We start from the raw sequence: 19,343 nt of genomic DNA, 5'->3' as shown, positions 1-19,343 counted from the left end.
TTTACGGGTAATCAAGGTCGGGTTAGCCATGCGCCAGCGCGATGAGCTTCTCTTCACCAATGTCGGGTTCAACAATGCTGGCGACTTCCCCCTCAACCAGCACGATAACGCGGGTCGCCAATGCCACTATTTCTTCCGGATCGCTGGAGGCGAACATCACTGCGTGATGGGGTTGGGCTGCGTAATCACGGATCAGGTCATACAGATCCTGACGCGCGCCAACATCCACCCCTTGCGTGGGTTCATCCAGCAGCAACAGATGGCTTTGATCGATGCCGGTCATCCAGCGGCCGACCATCAATTTCTGCGCATTACCTCCGGAAAAACTGGCTCCTTCACGTTCAGGATCAACCGGTTTCAATCCCACGCGTTGGGCCAGTTGGTGGAAAATGGTTTTCTCTTTTTTGGCTGAGCGCCACAGCCACGATAAACGGCTGTAATGCGGCAGCAGCAAATTCTCTTTGGCGCTCATGCTGCCAAACAGTGCTTGCTCTTTGCGGTCGGAGGGCACCAGCACAATGCCTTGCTGACGTGCCTGTTGCGGCGTGCGGGCGCGTAAGTTATGGCTGCCGAAACGCAGTCGTCCGCTGCTGCGTTTGACGCCCGCTAGACCTTCGAGCAAATCGGTGCGCCCAGAACCCAGCAGGCCAAATACGCCAATGATTTCACCTTCATGCAGCGTGAGATCGACCGGCCCAGTCCAACTTGAGCGGTAATCCTCTAAATGAATTAATGACGAGGTAAATGTCTTCGGCAGCGTATTACGCGCGGCAGCACTTTCTGGCGAAATGGCGTGAACCAAGTCACTGAGATTCAGGGCATCGATCTCTTTGGTCCACAGCACGTTGCCGTCGCGCAATACCGTAACTTTGTCCGCCACTTCCAACACTTCACGCAGCAGATGCGTGACATAGATGACGATCAGGCCATGCTCTTGCGCCAGACGTCGCACCAGTTCCAGCAGGGCGGTGACTTCGTTATCGCTCAGCGCGGCGGTCGGTTCATCCAGAATCAGCACCTTAGGTTCTTTCAGCAACGCGCGCGCAATTTCAACGGTTTGCTGCTCGCCGACGCTGAGATCGTCCACCGGACGCGAAGGATCGATCTCCACGCCGAGTGATTCCAGCAGTTCGCGGCTGCGCTGTTTCTGCGCGCGTTGCTGCGTCGTCCCGACTGCGCTGGTCAGCTCATTAACCAGGAAAATGTTGTCGCTGACGCTGAGCGGACCAATCAGTTGAAAGTGTTGATAAATGCTGGCGATGCCGGCTTCAAATGCCGAGGTTGGCGTGAACGATTTGTAGACGTTTTCGCCAATGGTAATGTCGCCAGAATCGGGCGTGGTGGCCCCACTCAAACAGCCTAAAAGGGTGGATTTGCCGGCCCCATTGGGGCCGAGCAGCGCGTGGACTTCACCCGCTTTAAATTCCAGATTAACCCCTTTCAGAACGGCCTGAGCATCAAAGGACTTGCGAATATCACTGACAATCAGCCCTTTCGACGTGAGATTAATGCTCATAATGGCTCCTAGTACTGCGCAATCAGAGCATCAAGTCGTTGAGGGTTACGTAAGGTGCCCAACTCGACCGGCGTTTCATAATTGGTGCTGCCTTTGCCGGTGATGGCGGCCAGCGAGTTCTCAATAATGGAACGCGCTAAGTCGTCCAATAAGATGGCCGCAGAGGCGCGATAAGCCCCGCCTTGTTTGACGGCTTGCAGGCCCTCAACGGTGCCATCCTGACCGGCAATGTAAGCGTCTTCAGGTTTAATTCCGGCATTCTTAAAGGCGCGCAGCGCACCCAGAGCAGCATCATCGTTGATGCCAATAAAGACGCGTAAATCAGGATGTTGGCGCAGACTGTCTTCGGCAATTTGCAGACCACAGGCTTGGGTCGCGCAATCCTGCTGTGACACTACCGGTAGATTGGCGGCTTTGAACTGTTTCAGCGGTTCATCCCAACGACCCGCAAACCCTTTCAGTGGGGTGAGCGTGGTGACGGCGGCACTGACTTTTCCATCTGGATAACGCTGTTTCACCCAGTTCAAGGCATCTTTTGCCACTAAGTCGCCGCTTTGTACGTTATCGAAACCAACCGAGCCGTCAGCACCGGGCGTTGCGCCCGCGTAGGTCAGCCATTTGATGCCTTTTTTCTGCGCTTGTTTGCGCAAGCCATCAAGTGCAGTGGCTTCAACCGGTAAGACGACAATCGCATCGACCCGGCGCGTCACCCAGCTTTCCAACGTTGAACGCTGCGATTCCAGATTGCTCTGTTGGGTGTTATCCAGCAGAACTTTGACGCAGCCGTTTTTCTCTCCAGCAGCGGCCACTTTTTTCTTCAATGCAATGGCAAATTGGGATTCACCGACCGGATGGCTGAAGCCGATGGTGTAGGTTTTGGCGCAGGTGGTGCTTTCTGCTGCCGCGCTGAGACTGCTGTATCCCATTCCCGCAGTGAGTAACAACAACGAGCTGGCTATTCCCCGAAAAGAAACTGGTGTTGGCATGTTCATACTCCAAAGCGTCATTTTTATAGTGAACAGAAGGCGGCTCATGCTGCCCGGTCAATTCAAGCTAAACTAGAACGTGTAGCATGTAAATGGAGTGATTTTTGAGCGACTTTGTTAAGGTTTGAGTGGCGAATTTAATTATTGTTCTATTTATTTAATTTAAATTGGTTGTTTATTTCATATAAATTATATTTAATGGATTTTTATATTTAAGTGGATGATGTGATTGGAATGCAGAAGTATGTCAGGCGTTTTGTTGTATAAGAAAAAGCGTTAAAGCTGGGGATCAACCACGTGATTGCGGATTGCAGGTTATAGAAAAGGCGCAATAGATCGTCATGGGTAAAATTACCTGAAGAATGAGGCGATTAGCCATTTTATCCCCTTAAGCATCATTGCCGTTGATGCAGCTATGGGCGCAACGCAGCATGTGGCGGTTTTCCCACGTCACACAAAATTCCTATGGGTGATTCCGCTTGGTTCCAAAAAATATAATCTAGCGCCGCAATTTTTTTGGCCTCGGATTGAGTTGTCATCGCTTATCCGGCATCGTAAGAGCCATTTTTTGCGACTGCTAAGGAGCTGGCATGTTACTCACCTTCTTCCGTACTCTCTTCCGCCTGCTGTGGCGGGTGGAATTGCGCGGCGATCTCACGGCACTACATAAAGAAAAAGTGCTGATCACCCCGAACCATATGTCATTCCTTGATGGCGTGTTGGTGGCGTTGTTCCTGCCGATCAAACCGGTGTTCGCGGTCTATTCGTCGATCAGCGATCAATGGTTTATGCGCCTGCTGAAGCCGATCATCGACTTCGTGCCGCTCGATCCGAGCAAGCCAATGTCGATCAAGCATCTGGTGCGCATGATCAATGAAGGCCGTCCGGTGGTGATCTTCCCGGAAGGACGCATTACCGTGACGGGCTCGCTGATGAAGATCTACAGCGGTGCCGGCTTTGTGGCGGCGAAATCTGGCGCGACCGTGGTGCCGATGCGTATTGAAGGCGCGGAGTACACGCCGTTTGGTCGTCTGGCGGGCATCTTTAAACGTCGTCTGTTCCCACGTATCACCTTAACCGTGTTGCCGCCGACGGTGATCCCGATGCCGGAAGCCAAACGCGCGCGCGATCGCCGTACGCTGGCGGGTGAGCACTTACACCATGTGATGATGGAAGCGCGCATGGCGGTGCGTCCGCGTGAAACGCTGTTCGACGCTTTCCTTAATGCGCGTCAGCGTTATGGCGTGATGAAGCCGTGCATTGAAGACGTCAATTTCAAAGCGGATAGCTACACCGGATTGCTGAAGAAATCGCTCGGCGTTGGCCGCATTCTGGAGCGTTACAGCAAGCAGGGCGAATACGTTGGCCTGCTACTGCCAAATGCCACGGTCACGGCGGCGGCGATTCTGGGCGCTTCGCTGCGCGGACGTATCCCGGCGATGCTCAATTACACCGCAGGCGTTAATGGCATGCGTGCGGCGTTAACCGCATCGCAAGTCAAAACGGTGTTTACTTCGCGTCAGTTCCTCGAAAAAGGCAACTTGTGGCATCTGCCGCAAGGTTTAACCGACGTGCAGTGGATTTACCTCGAAGATCTGAAAGATACCGTCACGTTGCAGGACAAATTGTGGATTTTGACGCATCTGCTGATGCCACGCCGCGCGCAGGTGCCGCAGCAACCGGAAGATGCCGCGATGGTGCTGTTTACCTCGGGTTCGGAAGGCCATCCCAAAGGTGTGGTGCATTCGCATAAGAGCCTGCTGGCCAACGTTGAGCAAATTCGCACCGTGGCCGATTTCACCCCGCGCGACCGCTTTATGTCGGCGCTGCCGCTGTTCCATGCGTTTGGTTTAACCGTGGGGTTGTTCACGCCGCTGTTAACCGGTGCGCAAGTGTTCCTCTATCCAAGCCCGCTGCACTATCGCATCGTGCCGGAACTGGTTTATGACCGTAACTGCACCGTGCTGTTTGGCACGTCGACCTTCCTCGGTAACTATGCGCGCTTCGCCGCACCTTACGATTTTGCCCGCTTGCGCTATGTGGTGGCCGGTGCTGAGAAGTTGCAGGAAGGCACGCGCCAGATTTACATGGAGAAATACGGCATTCGCATCCTCGAAGGTTATGGCGTGACCGAGTGCGCGCCGGTCGTGGCGATCAACGTGCCGATGGCCGCGAAAAGTCACACCGTCGGACGGATTCTGCCGGGCATGGATTCACGTCTGATTTCGGTGCCGGGCATCGAGCAGGGCGGTCGTTTGCAATTGCGCGGACCGAACGTGATGAACGGCTATCTGCGTGTCGAAAATCCTGGCGTGCTGGAAGTGCCGGTGGCGGACAACGGAGAAGGCGAGATGGAAGCCGGCTGGTACGATACCGGCGATATCGTTAGTTTTGATGAAGGCGGTTTCTGCCAAATTCAGGGCCGCGCTAAGCGCTTTGCCAAAATTGCCGGGGAAATGGTTTCGCTGGAGATCGTTGAGCAAATTGCCCTGAAAGCCTCGCACGAGAAGCAACATGCGGCGTCGCTGCGCCCAGATGGTAATCGTGGTGAAGCCTTGGTGCTGTTTACTACCGACAGCGCATTGAGCCGCGATACGCTGTTGAAAGCCGCGCGCGAACTGGGTGCGCCAGAACTGGCGGTGCCGCGCGATATCCGCTTTATGAAGCAGTTGCCGATCCTCGGCAGCGGCAAACCGGACTATGTCAGCCTGAAACAGCTGGCAGAACAGGAGCAGGCATGAGCCAGACGGTTAATCCGGACGCACCATTAATGTCGCGCAATATGCTGGCGGTGATTGTTGCGCAGTTCTTCTCGGCATTTGGCGACAACGCGCTGTTGTTCGTCACGCTGGCGGTGCTGAAAAATCAGTTCTATCCCGACTGGAGCCAGCCGATCCTGCAAATGTTGTTTGTGGCCACTTACATTCTGCTCGCGCCGTTTGTCGGGCAGATGGCGGATAGCTTTGCCAAAGGTCGGGTGATGATGTTCGCCAACAGCCTCAAACTGCTGGGCGCGCTCACCATCTGCTTTGGCTTCAATCCGTTTATCGGCTACACGCTGGTGGGAATTGGTGCAGCCTCTTATTCGCCCGCCAAGTACGGCATTTTGACGGAGATCACCAGCGGCGAGCGTTTGGTTAAAGCCAACGGCTTGATGGAAGGCTCAACCATCGCGGCGATTTTATTGGGATCGGTGGCCGGCGGATTTTTAGCCGACTGGAATCTGGTCGCCGCGCTGGTGGTGTGCGCCATGACTTACGCGATGGCGGTGGTGGCGAACATCTTTATTCCACGCTTGAGCGCGGCGCGACCGGGGCAAAGCTGGCATTTTGGCGCGATGCTGCGCAGTTTCGTGGCGGCGACCAAGTTGTTGTGGCGTAACGGCGAGACGCGTTTTTCACTGCTCGGCACCAGCTTGTTTTGGGGCGCAGGCGTAACGTTGCGTTTCTTGCTGGTGCTGTGGGTGCCGGTGGCGCTGGGTATCAGCGACAACAAAACCCCGACCACTCTCAACGCAATGGTGGCGATTGGCATCGTGATGGGTGCGGCGGCGGCGGCGAAGTTGGTGACGCTGCAAACCGTGCGTCGCTGCATGCCCGCGGGTGTGCTGATTGGCGTGATGGTGGTGGTATTCGCGCTGCAAACTAGCCTGCTGAATGCCTATCTGGTGCTGATGCTGATCGGCGCGCTGGGCGGCTTCTTCGTGGTGCCGTTGAATGCGCTGTTGCAGGAACGCGGCAAGGAATCTGTTGGTTCCGGTAACGCGATTGCGGTGCAGAACCTCGGCGAGAATGCCGCGATGTTGCTGATGCTGGGTTTGTATACCGTGGCGATAAAATTGGGTGCGCCAGCGGTGGCAACCGGCGTGGGCTTCGGCGCGATTTTCGCCGTGGCGATTGCGGTGTTGTGGTGGAAAGGCCGTCGTTAGCGGGTGCGGTAATTAACAAGGTCGCCATGAATGGCGACCTTACGGCAGAAAATCGTAGGGTGCGCATTCATGCGCACCTTTTTTATGGCGCCGGGTAAGTATATTGGCGATGAATCGCTTCCAGTTCCTCTAACACTTCGCTATTCAGCGTCAGATTGAAACTCTCCACGTTAATCTTCAACTGCTCCAGCGTCGTTGCGCCCAGCAAGGTGCTGGCAACAAACGGCTGCTGACGCACATAGGCCAGCGCCATCTGCGAAGGATCGAGATTGTGCTTCTTCGCCAAATCCACATAGGCGGCAATGGCCTGATTTGACTGCTCGCCGCTGTAACGGGTAAAGCGACTAAACAAAGTATTGCGCGCACCAGCGGGTTTCGCACCGTTCAGATATTTGCCACTCAAGGTACCAAACGCCAGGCTGGAATAGGCCAGCAGCTCAACGCCTTCGTGCTGACTGATCTCCGCCAAACCGACCTCAAAGCTGCGGTTCAGCAGGCTGTACGGGTTTTGAATGGTGACGATGCGCGGCAGTTCGTGCTTCTCAGCCAGCTGCAAATAACGCATCACGCCCCACGCAGTTTCGTTCGAGACGCCAATGTAGCGAATCTTACCGGCGCGCACTTGTTCGGTCAGCGCTTCCAGCGTTTCCAGCAAAGTAACCGGCACGCTGTTATCGCTGTATTGATAACCCAGCTTGCCGAAGAAATTGGTTTGACGCTGCGGCCAGTGCAGCTGATAGAGATCGAGATAATCGGTATTCAGGCGTTTCAGGCTGGCATCCAGCGCTTCGCGGATGTTTTTACGATCTAACGCCTGATTGGGACGAATCGACGCATCAGCGCCGCGTACCGGACCGGCCACTTTGCTGGCAAGAATGATTTTGTCGCGGCTGCCACGCTTCTTCAGCCAGCTACCGATGTACTGTTCAGTTAATCCCTGCGTTTCCGGGCGCGGCGGCACCGGATACATTTCCGCGGTATCAATCAGGTTAATGCCACTGCTAACCGCGTAATCAAGCTGTGCGTGGGCGTCGGCTTCGCTGTTCTGCTCACCAAACGTCATGGTTCCTAGCCCCAGCTGACTCACTTCCAGCGTGCTATGGGGAATACGGTGATAGTGCATTTGCCGGCATCCTTTTTTCATTATGAAAGGGAATGTTGTGTCCTGTGGGACTATAACGTGTGAAGCCGCGCGGAAGGAAGAGGGGAAAGTTCGGGAAATCGCCTGCACAGGGGGAAAACGCGTGCAGGCAAGGCAATTTGGCACTTAACGCTCAATGATGGTGGAAACCTCGTCACCATTGATCTGCATCTGATGGCCTTTCTCATCGGTGTATTGCACCAAACCCGTTTCTTTATCAATGGCCGGTTTGCCATCTGTCATGATCATGCGGCCATCTTTGGTCGCCATCACGTAATCACTGCTGCAACCACTCAGCAATACTGCTACCAATGCTAAACCCACTGCACTCGCCAACCCTTTCATTCCTTTCTCCTTCACGCAACTTCAACAGCAAAAGTGTAGTAATAAATGCTTTCGTCGTTAGGAGTAATCGCATCATTCCTAAAATTATCGGCAGCAATATGCATTTACAGTAAAAAATGTCGCGCCAATAGCGGGCCGGTGAAGCTTTTCTTCAGATAAAAGCCACGCGGCAAGGTCATGATCGGTTCGCCATGTTCACCAATCGCTTCGGTTAAGGCTTTACTGTTGGCGGCTTTCGGACGGATTTGTAGCCACTCGCCGTGGCGTGCGGTGATGCGCTCAACCTGGCCGAGCACGATCATGTCCATCAACTCTTCCCAATCTTCGCGTAGCTGCTGCTCTTCTTCTTCGTTAGGACGCCACAACAGCGGCGATCCCACGCGGCGTTCCGCCAGCGGCAAGGCGCGATCGCCTTCAATCGGAATCCACAACACGCGCGCCAGTTTGTGGCGCACGTGGCTGGTTTGCCAGGTGACGCCGCTGTTGCCGGTTAACGGCGCTACGCAGACAAAGGTGGTTTCCAGCGGTTTACCTTGCGCATCGACCGGAATGGTTTTCAGTTCAATGCCGAGATGGGCGAAATCCTGCTCGGCTTTACTGCCGGCGCTGGCACCTAAATGCAGCTCTAACAACATGCCAACCCAACCTTTATCGCGTTTTAGATTCGCCGGGATCGGCAGATTGATCTGTGCCGCCAATGCAGCGAAGGTTTGGCCTGCTAACCCCTGCGCGCGTTGCAGCAGTTCTGTTTCATTTTCAGGCGGTGGTGGCAATAAAGCGGCGGATGACATGCTAAAACTCACATTGGTTGAAGAGTGAACAGTAAATTCGTGATCAGTTTGTCCACACGGCATTAAGGTGAATAACCGTGATAATAGCATGATTCAGCATGCTTTTTTATCGCGATAGGATGAATGCCGTTAATGGTATGCCAAGGTTATCCCAGCTTGTTATCGACAATGAACAGATGTTGAGCCTAGTTATCCACAGAAAAGTGGGATAACCCCCCTGCGCAACGACCCCTGTTTCCATTTACAGCCTTGACTTTCGCGTTTTGAACGCTTTTTTTCCTTTCTTTGACCAGGTTTAGGGCATTCTCTGTGGATAAAAACGACGGTGATGGATCTTTAACCGAACGCCAAAATGCAAAACTATACCGCACTTGATCCTGATGGCATTTTGGCTGTGAATTATTTATATCATTATGAAATAAAACATCTTTATAGCTATTTTTATCATTGGTACTAAGATATTTCTGAAGAGGTTATTCAATTCATTCCCGTGTTCTGCACAAAGCTATCCACAGAAAAGGTGAATAAGATCACCCTTAAATCTGCCTTGCTGTTTATAACTTGGCTATTCTCTGTGAGTTATCCTGCTTTTATTCCGCGATCGCCACGATATCCAGTGGTTTACCGCCTGTAAGGAGTGTGAAACAATCAGGCTATTCAAATTTAGCTTTGAGGTAGTCCAGTGATCGATGATGATGGCTACCGCCCGAATGTTGGTATCGTAATCTGTAACAGGCAAGGACAAGTGTTATGGGCCAGGCGCTTTGGACAGCACTCCTGGCAATTTCCTCAGGGAGGCATCAATCCGGGTGAAACCGCTGAACAGGCGATGTATCGCGAACTGTTCGAAGAAGTGGGTTTACACCGCAAAGATGTTCGAATACTTGCTTCCACCCGTAACTGGTTACGCTACAAGTTGCCAAAACGTTTGGTGCGTTGGGACACAAAGCCGGTGTGTATCGGCCAGAAACAAAAGTGGTTTCTTCTGCAGTTGATGTGTAGTGACGCGGAGATCAATGTGCAACACAGCAGCACGCCCGAGTTTGACGGCTGGCGCTGGGTGAGCTTCTGGTATCCGGTACGTCAGGTGGTCTCTTTCAAACGCGATGTCTATCGCCGCGTGATGAAAGAATTCGCGGGCGTAGTGATGTCGATGCAGGAGAGTGCCGGGCAGCGTAATAACGCCGCCCAACGACGTAAAAGAGGATAGGCCACGCCCTTTATGCTCACTCAGTTACGCGAAATTGTCGAAAAAGTGGCGAGTGCTCCACGTTTAAATGAAGCACTCGACATTCTGGTCAACGAAATTTGCCTTGCGATGGAAACCGAGGTTTGCTCGGTTTATCTCGCCGATCACGATCGTCGTTGCTACTACTTAATGGCGACGCGCGGGCTAAAAAAGCCGCGTGGTCGTACGGTCACGCTGGCGTTTGACGAAGGTATTGTTGGCCTCGTCGGACGTTTAGCCGAACCGATCAACCTCGCCGACGCGCAAAGCCATCCCAGCTTCAAATACATTCCTTCTGTAAAAGAAGAGCGTTATCGCTCCTTCCTCGGCGTACCGATTATCAGCCGTCGCCAGTTACTTGGCGTGCTGGTGGTTCAGCAGCGCGAACACCGTCAGTTTGATGAAAGCGAAGAGTCTTTCCTCGTCACGCTTGCCACACAAATGGCCGGATTGTTGTCGCAATCGCAACTTGGTCAACTGTTTGGTCAGTTCCGCCAAACGCGGGTAAAAGCGATTGCTGCCGCGCCAGGCGTGGCGGTTGCGCCGGGTTGGGTAGATGAAACCCAGCCGCTGCTTGATCAGGTTTCTGCGGCTTCAACATTAGATGTGGCGCGTGAGCGAGAACGTCTGGTGCAGGCGATGGGGGATGCGAGTAACGAGTTCCGCCGCTTCAGCAAGCGTTTTGCCGCCAGCGTGCAGAAAGAGAGTGCGGCGATCTTCGATCTCTATTCGCACTTGCTCACCGACGCGCGCTTGAAAAAAGATCTGTTCGACGAGATCGAACGCGGATCGGTAGCCGAATGGGCGGTCAAAACGGTGATCGAGAAGTTCGCCGAACAGTTCGCCAACTTGCAGGATCAATATCTGCGCGAGCGTGCCGGCGATCTTCGCGTGCTCGGACAACGCCTGCTGTTTCACCTCGATGATACTTTGGTGGGCACCAACGCGTGGCCAGAACGCTTTGTGCTGGTGGCCGATGAACTGACGGCGACCACGCTGGCAGAATTGCCGCAGGAACGTCTCGCTGGCGTAGTGGTGCGCGATGGTGCCGCTAACTCGCATGCGGCGATTTTGACGCGCGCGATGGGCATTCCCACTGTAATGGGCGCGGATATCCTGCCGGCGCAGCTCAACAAACGTTTGTTGATCGTTGATGGTTATCGCGGCGAAGTGTTGATCGATCCTGAACCGGTATTGGTGCAGGAATATCAGCGTTTGATCAGCGAAGAGAACGCGCTGAGCAAAATGGCGGAAGGCGTGGTCGAGCAGCCGGGCGAGCTGAAAAGCGGCGAACGTGTGCAGGTGATGCTGAATGCCGGACTGAGCCCGGAGCATGAACAGGCGCTGGATAATTGGGTCGACGGCATTGGTCTGTATCGCACCGAAATCCCGTTTATGCTGCACAACGGCTTCCCGTCCGAAGAGGAGCAGGTGGCGCAGTATCAAGGTATGTTGCAGCTGTTCTACAACAAACCGGTCACGCTGCGTACGCTGGATGTCGGCGCGGATAAGCAGTTGCCGTATATGCCGATCAGCGAAGAAAACCCGTGTCTCGGCTGGCGCGGCATTCGCTTAACGCTCGATCAACCCGAAATCTTCCTGGTGCAAGTGCGCGCCATGCTGCGTGCTAACGTGGCGTCGGGCAACCTGAGCATTTTGCTGCCGATGATCAGCCACATCGATGAGATCGATGATGCGCGTCGTTTGATTGATCGCGCCGGTCGTGAAGTGGAAGAGATGCTCGGCTATGTGATTCCTAAACCGCAAATCGGCATCATGATCGAAGTGCCATCCATGCTGTTTATGATTCCGCATCTGGCCGATCGCGTGGATTTCGTTTCGGTTGGCACCAACGATTTGACGCAATATTTACTGGCGGTTGATCGTAACAATACGCGTGTCGCCAATCTGTATGATTCGCTGCATCCGGCGATGTTGCGCGCGCTGCACACCATCGCCCATGAAGCCCGCCAGGCCAAATTAGAGCTGTGTTTGTGTGGTGAAATGGCCGGCGATCCAATGTGTGTCGCGCTGTTGGTGGGCATGGGTTATCACCACCTCAGCATGAACGGCAAAAACATTCCGCGCGTGAAATATCTGCTGCGTCATCTCGATTTTGAAGAAGCGCAGAAGCTGAGCGAGCATGGATTGGCGGCACATACCGCATCGGAAGTGCGCCATCTGGTTTCAACCTTTATGGAGCGCCGAGGTTTAGGCGGTCTGATTCGCGGCGGACGTTAGTTACATTCTTCGCGACCTGTGTAAAAACCGGCTGTGCTATTATGCGCAGCCTTTTATTGCCAAAACCCGTTTCACGGCAGAATAAACGATGGTGAAAGATGACTGACGGCTACATTTCGTTTCCCCAATTCGATCCGGTAATTTTCTCAATCGGACCGGTTTCGCTTCACTGGTACGGTTTGATGTATCTGGTGGGCTTTGTATTTGCCATGTGGCTGGCAACGCGCCGCGCCAATAAACCCGGCAGCGGCTGGAAAAAAGAGGAAGTTGAAAACCTGCTGTATGCCGGTTTCCTTGGCGTATTCCTCGGCGGACGTATCGGCTATGTGCTGTTCTATAACTTGCCGCTGTTCCTGGAAAATCCGCTGTATCTGTTCAAGGTTTGGGATGGCGGCATGTCGTTCCACGGCGGCTTGATCGGCGTAATCGTGGTGATGCTGATCTTCGCACGCCGCACCAAACGCACCTTCTTCCAGGTGAGTGATTTCATTGCTCCGTTGATTCCATTCGGTTTGGGCGCAGGTCGACTCGGCAACTTCATCAATGGTGAACTGTGGGGCCGTGTGGCACCCGATTTCAAATTTGCCATGTTGTTCCCGGGTTCACGCAGCGAAGATCTCGCGCTGGCGGCCAATAATCCACAATATCAAGAGTTAATGAACACCTACGGTGTGCTGCCGCGTCACGCGTCACAGCTGTATGAACTGTGCCTGGAAGGCATCGTGCTGTTCATCATTCTCAACCTGTTTATTCGCAAACCACGTCCAATGGGCAGCGTTTCTGGCCTGTTCCTGATTGGTTACGGCGCTTTCCGCATTATCGTGGAGTTCTTCCGTCAGCCGGATGCGCAGCTTGGTCTGTTTGAAGGCGGCGTCAGCATGGGACAAATCTTGTCGATTCCAATGATTCTGGCCGGCGTGATTATGATGATCTGGGCCTATCGCCGCCATCCGCAGCAGCAAACTCGTGAGGTAAAATGAAACAGTATCTGGACCTAATGCAACATGTGCTGAATGAAGGCGCAGAAAAGGCCGACCGCACCGGAACCGGCACGCTCTCAATCTTTGGCCACCAGATGCGTTTCAATTTGCAAGACGGTTTTCCGCTGGTGACTACCAAGAAAGTGCACCTGCGCTCCATTATTCATGAGCTGCTGTGGTTCCTCAAAGGCGACACCAATATTGGTTATCTGAAAGATAATAAGGTGACCATTTGGGACGAATGGGCGGATGAAAACGGTGATCTTGGCCCGGTGTACGGCAAGCAATGGCGCAGCTGGGGTAAGGCTTCTGGTGAAGAGATTGACCAGATTAGCAAAGTGATTGAGCAGTTGAAGCGCGATCCAGATTCGCGTCGTATCATCGTTTCGGCGTGGAACGTTGGTGAATTGGACCAAATGGCATTGGCACCTTGCCACGCCTTCTTCCAGTTCTACGTGGCGAACGGCAAGCTCTCTTGCCAGCTGTATCAGCGTTCGTGCGATATCTTCCTTGGCCTGCCATTCAACATCGCCAGCTATGCGTTGTTGGTGCATATGGTGGCACAGCAGTGCGACCTCGAAGTGGGCGATTTTGTCTGGACCGGTGGCGATACTCACTTGTACAGCAATCACTTAGAGCAGGCACGTCTGCAACTGACGCGTGAACCGCGTCCGCTGCCGAAGCTGGTGATCAAACGTAAACCCGCCTCAATCTTTGACTATCAGTTCGATGATTTTGAGATTGAAGGTTACGATCCACACCCGGCAATTAAAGCGCCGGTCGCGATTTAACCCTTCCGCAATTGAATATCAGCCCTGCCAGCGTGCAGGGCTTTTTTATGGTGACCGAACCCTCGCACCATCCTGATTCTGAATCCCGCTCGCAAAAATCTGTATCCCGCTGCACACCGCAACGATTCCTTGCGTAACGCTTTCCAACACCAATTTCTCTCACTTGTTGTCTCTCTTCCTGACGCGCAAATTACTCGCCATGAACAGAAACCCTAACCACGGCTTCACCTTGCCCGAACTGTTATTGGTGATGGTGATTGCCGGCATACTCAGCGTTGGCGCATTACAAGGTTGGCAGCGCTGGCAGCAGTATCAACAACTGCGCGACAGCGTGCAGCAATTGCAGGGATTTCTACTGCGATTACGCGCGCATACCAACTGGCACAATCGCGACTTGGTATTGTGGTTACAGCCGGGCGAAAACGGCTGTCTGGGCGCGGGGCCAAAACCCGCAGAAGGCTGTGCCGATGCCTCACGCTGGTTATTCAAACTGCCGCATGAAGGCGTGCGCTTGGTCGCGCTCAATGGTGAAGTGGGTTTTTATGGCCGACGTGATGTGGCTCGTCCTGGCAGCGTTGATATTGCAAGCGCTGCAGGACGCTGGCGTCTCATCATCTCCGCCAGAGCGCGTATTCGCGCCTGCCAGCCGGGAGAGAAAGGATGCGAGTAAGTTGCAGAGTGCGGCAAAGCGGATTCAGCCTACTGGAAATGCTGATCGCCATGGCGGTCGGGGCGGTTTTGATGGTCAGCGTTGGCCGATTTCTGCCGCTGCTGCTGGAACAAAATCTGCGCCTGCAACAGCGCGTGCAGCTACAACAAGAGTTGCAGCAGATCGCCAACACACTGCACAAGGCGCTACGCCGCGCAGGCTATTGTCATGGGCAATGCAGCGGTTCGGCATTGACGCTGGCGGCCAACGGAAGCTGTGTATTGCTGCGTTGGGATGAGAACAGTAACGGGCACTGGGAGGGTGTTGGCCACAGTGAAAGTGATTATTACGGCTATCGGCTGCGCAGTGGACAGCTAGAAATGCAACGCGGTGTCGATGAATGTAACAGCGCTGGCTGGGAGAGATTATCCGATCCGGCCTTTCTCACCATCAGCGCTTTCAAACTTGAGCGGCAAGGTTCACGTCTTATCCTGCAACTGGCTGCCAAAGCCAGCAATCAAAGCGTTGAGCTTGAAAGCTGGATTGAAGGAATCAATCTGTGAAGCAAACAGGGAACAGTACGCTCGGCATGGTGTTGATGATGTTGTTAATGGGCGGATTGACGTTGCACGCGACGCGCAGCCAACTGTCGCAAAACATGGTGTTGGTGGCGGATGAACAACAACATCATCAGGATTTCTGGCTGGCGCACTCCGCCTTAACCTGGGGCAGCGTGCAAAACTGGCCACAGCAAACCGGCTGGCAATGCCAGCAATGGACGGCTGAACAATGGCAAAGCTGCTTATTACGCATGGAGGATGACAATGCGTTGTTATCGGGACGTGGAGAAGGGCGCGCGCTGTGGCTGTATCGCTGGGTATCAATGCGCAATACGCAGCCGCAATTACAAGAACACGGCTGGATCGATTACTGTCCGCTGTCGCAGACAACCTTGTGTCAGCACGAAGCAGCAGGGTTTTAGCTTAGCGGAAACTTTGGTGGCGATGCTGCTGCTGGCGATGACCATCAGCACGCTGCTGCAATACCATCGCGCTTTAGCCTTGGGTTTCAGTCAGCAATGGCAGCAGCGACAGGCATGGCGCGTCGCAGGTCAGGCGCTATTGGGGCGGGAGGTTGCTGATTGGCAGATACAGCGCCAGCAGCAAAGCTTTTCGGGTGGTTGCGTGCTGGAGCGCGTTACCGTTACAGGGCCACAGCAACGTAGCGCTTTGCTGGCGCAGCTCAATTGCCACTAGCGGTAGGCATCACCGGTGATAAACGGTAGAGTGGCTCGGCTGCGCTGTTATATCTCTCAAAGGAGACTTATGTTCCGGGTATACCATTCCAATCAACTTGATCTGTTGAAAAATCTGGCAGGCATTTTGATTGAAAATCAACCGCTTGCTGATCCTCTCGCGGCTGAGCAAGTGCTGGTGCAAAGCCCCGGTATGGCGCAATGGCTGCAAATGGAACTGGCAAACAGTTTCGGCATCGCCGCCAATATTGACTTCCCGCTGCCCGCCAGTTTTATCTGGAACATGTTCGTTAAGGTGCTGCCGGATATTCCCGAAGAGAGCGCTTTTACCAAAGCCAGCATGAGCTGGAAGCTAATGCATCGCTTGCCGACTCTGCTGAAGCAAGAAGCATTTCAGCCGCTGCGTCACTATCTCAACGATGATGACGACAAGCGCAAGCTGTATCAACTCAGCGCCCGCGTTGCCGACCTGTTTGACCAATATCTTGTGTACCGCTCGGATTGGCTTAACAGTTGGGAGCGTGGCGAACTTATTGACGGCTTAGGTGAATCACAGTTGTGGCAAGCGCCGCTGTGGTGTGATCTGGTCAGTTTCACCGAAAGTCTCGGCCAGCCGATGTGGCATCGCGCCAATCTCTATGCACGCTTTATTCGCGAGCTGGAACAGGCGCAAACGCCGCCGCCAGGTTTGCCGCAGCGCGTGTTCATCTGCGGCATATCCGCGCTGCCGCCGGTCTATCTTCAGGCTCTGGAAGCACTGGGCCGTCACATTGATATCCATCTGCTGTTCACCAATCCTTGTCGCCACTATTGGGGCGACATTCAGGATTATGCATTTTTGGCGAAGCTGCAAAGCCGCCAGCGCCGCCGCATCCAATCCGACGAGATGCAGCCGCTATTCCGCGATCCTGCGGGCGCGACCGCGTTATTCAACGATCTTGGCGAGCAACAACTGACAAATCCGTTGCTGGCGTCATGGGGCAAGTTGGGGCGAGACAACCTGTTTTTGCTCAGCCAGATGGAGTCAGCCGCTAACGATATTGACGCTTTTGTTGAGCTCACGCCGGACAACCTGCTGCATAGCCTTCAAGCGGATCTGCTGAATCTGGATGACAAAGCGGTGATCGGCCTCAATGCCGGTGAGCTGGCTAACAGCAGCGAAAAACGTCAGCTCGATCCACAAGATCGCTCAATTACATTGCAAGTGTGCCACAGCGCGCAACGCGAAGTGGAAGTGCTACAAGATCATCTGCTGGCATTGATGGAGGAAAATCCTGACCTCAAGCCACGCGACATTATCGTGATGGTGGCGGATATCGACAGCTACGCGCCCTTTATTCAGGCAGCATTTGCCAGCGCGCCAGCCGAACGCTATTTGCCCTTCGCGATTTCGGATCGCCGCGCTAGCCAGGCGCACCCGGCGATTCTGGCGTTACTTAGCTTGCTGGCGTTGCCAGACAGCCGTTTTGCTTCGGAAGACGTGTTAGCGCTGCTGGAAGTTCCGGCTCTGGCGCAGCGATTCTCAGTGGATGAAAGTGGATTGCGCTTGCTACGCCGTTGGGTGATGGAGTCGGGGATTCGCTGGGGCCTGGATGATGCCAGCGTGGAAGCATTAGCGTTGCCGGTAACCGGACAACATACCTGGCGATTCGGCTTGCAGCGCATGCTGCTCGGCTACGCGCTAGAGAGCCACAACGGTGCCTGGCAAGGCATTCTGCCGTATGACGAATCCAGCGGTTTAATTGCTGAATTGGCGGGACATCTGGCGGAATTGTTGTCACGGCTTGAAGACTGGCGGGCAAAACTGGCCGCTGAGCGCACGCTGGCCGATTGGCTACCGTTGTGCCGTGAGCTGGTGGAGTGCTTCTTCGCTGGCGATGCGGAAAGCGATGCCGCGCTGTTGCTGGTGGAAACGCAATGGCAGCAGATCATTGAACAGGGAATGCAGGCAGCATATCAACAACCCATTCCGGTCACGCTCTTACGCGATGAGCTGCGATCGCGCCTTGACCAACAGCGCATTAGCCAGCGTTTTCTGGCCGGTCCAATCAACTTCTGTACGTTGATGCCAATGCGTTCCATTCCCTTCAAGGTGGTGTGTTTGCTGGGAATGAACGACGGTGTTTACCCACGAACATTAGCGCCGCTTGGCTTCGATCTTATGCAGCAGCAAATGCGCAAAGGCGATCGTAGTCGTCGCGATGATGACCGTTATCTGTTCCTCGAAGCGCTGATTTCGGCGCAAGAACAGCTGTATATCAGCTACATCGGTCGTGCGATTCAGGACAATACCGAACGCTATCCATCGGTTCTGGTGAGCGAACTGGCCGATTACTTGGGGCAAAGTTTTTGTTTGCCGGGCGATGAACCGTGCGAGCCAGATGTCAGCGAACAACGCGTGCGTGAGCATCTGCAAACGCTGCATAGCCGTATGCCGTTTGCGGCGGAGAACTTCCAGCCGGGCGCGTATGGACAAAGCTTTGCTGCGGAATGGTTGCCAGCCGCCACCGGCAGCGGTGTGGCGCAGCCTGATTTTATTCAGCCGTTATCTGCGCAGCCAGTGGAAACCGTATCGCTAGAGCAATTGTTACGCTTCTGGCGTCATCCGGTGCGCGCCTGGTTCCAGCAGCGTTTGGGTGTGGCTTTCTGGATGGAGGATAGCGAACTGCCGGATAGCGAACCGTTCGCACCTGACAGTTTAGAACGTTACCAAATCAATGCTCAGCTGCTGAATACGCTGGTCAACGGCGACGATCCGGCGCAGTTATATGCGCGCCACCGTGCCGCAGGCAATCTGCCCTATGGCGCGTTTGGGGAACTTTTCTGGCAGAGTCAGACCGAAGAGATGCAGGAAGTGGCGGCAGAAGTCAGCGGTCAGCGTCAAGCGGCTAAAAGTTGGGAAATCAACCTCACCTTGGGTGACGTGCAATTGACCGGCTGGCTGACTCAGGTGCAAGCTGACGGATTGCTGCGCTGGCGGCCTGGCGTGCTGAACATGAACGATGGTTTGCTACTTTGGCTGGAGCATCTGGTGTACTGCGCTTTAGGCGGCAATGGGGAAAGTCGCATGTATGGGCGCAAGCAAAGCCATTGGCGCTTTGCTGTACTGCCAGCCGAGCAGGCATTATATCTGCTTAATCAATACGTTGAAGGATATCAGGCCGGATTAATACAGCCGCTGATGTTGTTGAATAAAAGTGGTGGTGCATGGCTGGATGCCAGCTTTGATAGCAAGTCACAGCAATTGCTGGAAGACGAAGCAACGCAGAAAAAGGCACTTAACAAACTGCTGCAAGCCTGGCAGGGTGGTTATCAAGTGGAAGGCGAGGGCAGCGATCCTTATTTGCAGCGCCTAAGCCGAACTTTAGATGACGATGCGGTTCAGGCGATTATCGCGTCAGCAAAACAATGGTATTTACCGGTGCGTCTCGCACAGCAAAATGATGCATAGCAACAGGTGGTCGCATGTATTACGCGGCTACCAACACTATA

16 protein-coding genes are annotated in these 19,343 nt (G+C 54.1%); 11 read left to right on the top strand and 5 right to left on the bottom strand.

All coding sequences use genetic code 11. The features are described 5' to 3' along the window. Positions 1 to 22: 22 nt before the first annotated feature. Together ABDW13_RS09835 and ABDW13_RS09830 are read right to left on the bottom strand one after the other, a co-directional pair. Positions 23 to 1,516, bottom strand: coding sequence for a sugar ABC transporter ATP-binding protein (locus ABDW13_RS09835; RefSeq protein ID WP_343552376.1), 1,494 nt, complete (start codon positions 1,514 to 1,516; stop codon positions 23 to 25). An 8-nt stretch (positions 1,517 to 1,524) separates the two neighbouring features. Beyond that, positions 1,525 to 2,502 (bottom strand): sugar ABC transporter substrate-binding protein, encoded by a 978-nt coding sequence (locus ABDW13_RS09830; protein WP_343552375.1) that lies wholly within the window; start codon positions 2,500 to 2,502, stop codon positions 1,525 to 1,527. 590 nt (positions 2,503 to 3,092) lie between these two features. Here ABDW13_RS09830 and aas point away from each other — a divergent pair. Both aas and lplT read left to right on the top strand, forming a co-directional pair. Continuing rightward, the gene (gene aas / locus ABDW13_RS09825) at positions 3,093 to 5,243 is read left to right on the top strand and encodes a bifunctional acyl-ACP--phospholipid O-acyltransferase/long-chain-fatty-acid--ACP ligase (protein ID WP_343552374.1); all 2,151 of its coding nucleotides are present in this window, start codon (positions 3,093 to 3,095) and stop codon (positions 5,241 to 5,243) included. Beyond that, positions 5,240 to 6,430 carry a lysophospholipid transporter LplT gene (gene lplT, locus ABDW13_RS09820; RefSeq protein WP_343552373.1) on the top strand — a complete coding sequence of 397 codons (1,191 nt, stop codon included), beginning with the start codon at positions 5,240 to 5,242 and terminating at the stop codon, positions 6,428 to 6,430. The genes aas and lplT overlap by 4 nt, the downstream gene beginning before the upstream one ends. An 82-nt stretch (positions 6,431 to 6,512) precedes the next feature. Here lplT and ABDW13_RS09815 read toward each other — a convergent pair whose 3' ends face one another. The 3 genes from ABDW13_RS09815 to mutH form a co-directional block, all read right to left on the bottom strand. After that, positions 6,513 to 7,553, bottom strand: coding sequence for an NADP(H)-dependent aldo-keto reductase (locus ABDW13_RS09815; RefSeq protein ID WP_343552372.1), 1,041 nt, complete (start codon positions 7,551 to 7,553; stop codon positions 6,513 to 6,515). 144 nt (positions 7,554 to 7,697) lie between these two features. Beyond that, on the bottom strand, positions 7,698 to 7,916 hold the full coding sequence (locus tag ABDW13_RS09810) for a YgdI/YgdR family lipoprotein (protein WP_343552371.1): 219 nt from the start codon (positions 7,914 to 7,916) through the stop codon (positions 7,698 to 7,700). 104 nt (positions 7,917 to 8,020) lie between these two features. Beyond that, entirely contained in the window at positions 8,021 to 8,707 is a 687-nt protein-coding gene (gene mutH / locus ABDW13_RS09805) for a DNA mismatch repair endonuclease MutH (protein ID WP_343552370.1), read from the bottom strand. A gap of 682 nt (positions 8,708 to 9,389) precedes the next feature. On the opposite strand from mutH, the gene rppH reads away from it, so the two are divergent. The 9 genes from rppH (at position 9,390) to recC (ending at position 19,302) form a co-directional block, all read left to right on the top strand. Continuing rightward, entirely contained in the window at positions 9,390 to 9,917 is a 528-nt protein-coding gene (gene rppH, locus ABDW13_RS09800; RefSeq protein WP_007890933.1) for an RNA pyrophosphohydrolase, read from the top strand. Positions 9,918 to 9,929: 12 nt separating this feature from the next. Beyond that, a complete protein-coding gene (gene ptsP, locus ABDW13_RS09795) occupies positions 9,930 to 12,176 on the top strand; it encodes a phosphoenolpyruvate--protein phosphotransferase (RefSeq protein ID WP_343552369.1) in 2,247 nt (748 codons plus the stop codon). A gap of 98 nt (positions 12,177 to 12,274) precedes the next feature. Beyond that, entirely contained in the window at positions 12,275 to 13,156 is an 882-nt protein-coding gene (gene lgt / locus ABDW13_RS09790) for a prolipoprotein diacylglyceryl transferase (RefSeq protein ID WP_343552368.1), read from the top strand. Continuing rightward, complete coding sequence (gene thyA, locus ABDW13_RS09785; protein ID WP_343552367.1) at positions 13,153 to 13,947, top strand: thymidylate synthase; 795 nt, start codon at positions 13,153 to 13,155, stop codon at positions 13,945 to 13,947. The genes lgt and thyA overlap by 4 nt, the downstream gene beginning before the upstream one ends. Positions 13,948 to 14,146: 199 nt before the next feature. Next, entirely contained in the window at positions 14,147 to 14,617 is a 471-nt protein-coding gene (locus ABDW13_RS09780; RefSeq protein WP_343552366.1) for a prepilin-type N-terminal cleavage/methylation domain-containing protein, read from the top strand. After that, the gene (locus ABDW13_RS09775; RefSeq protein ID WP_343552365.1) at positions 14,608 to 15,159 is read left to right on the top strand and encodes a prepilin peptidase-dependent protein; all 552 of its coding nucleotides are present in this window, start codon (positions 14,608 to 14,610) and stop codon (positions 15,157 to 15,159) included. Before ABDW13_RS09780 ends, ABDW13_RS09775 begins: the two co-directional genes overlap by 10 nt. Continuing rightward, positions 15,156 to 15,578, top strand: a complete 423-nt coding sequence (locus tag ABDW13_RS09770) for a DUF2509 family protein (RefSeq protein ID WP_343552364.1) — start codon at positions 15,156 to 15,158, stop codon at positions 15,576 to 15,578. Before ABDW13_RS09775 ends, ABDW13_RS09770 begins: the two co-directional genes overlap by 4 nt. A 22-nt stretch (positions 15,579 to 15,600) precedes the next feature. Then, positions 15,601 to 15,852, top strand: coding sequence for a prepilin-type N-terminal cleavage/methylation domain-containing protein (locus ABDW13_RS09765; protein ID WP_343552428.1), 252 nt, complete (start codon positions 15,601 to 15,603; stop codon positions 15,850 to 15,852). Between the two features lie 69 nt (positions 15,853 to 15,921). Continuing rightward, the gene (recC, locus tag ABDW13_RS09760) at positions 15,922 to 19,302 is read left to right on the top strand and encodes an exodeoxyribonuclease V subunit gamma (protein ID WP_343552363.1); all 3,381 of its coding nucleotides are present in this window, start codon (positions 15,922 to 15,924) and stop codon (positions 19,300 to 19,302) included. Positions 19,303 to 19,343: the final 41 nt, after the last annotated feature.

Source organism: Pantoea sp. (genome assembly GCF_039594315.1).
In the GTDB taxonomy this organism is placed as follows: domain Bacteria; phylum Pseudomonadota; class Gammaproteobacteria; order Enterobacterales; family Enterobacteriaceae; genus Pantoea.
Note: the sequence above shows the minus strand (reverse complement) of the source record. Positions and strands in the feature narration are given on the sequence as shown.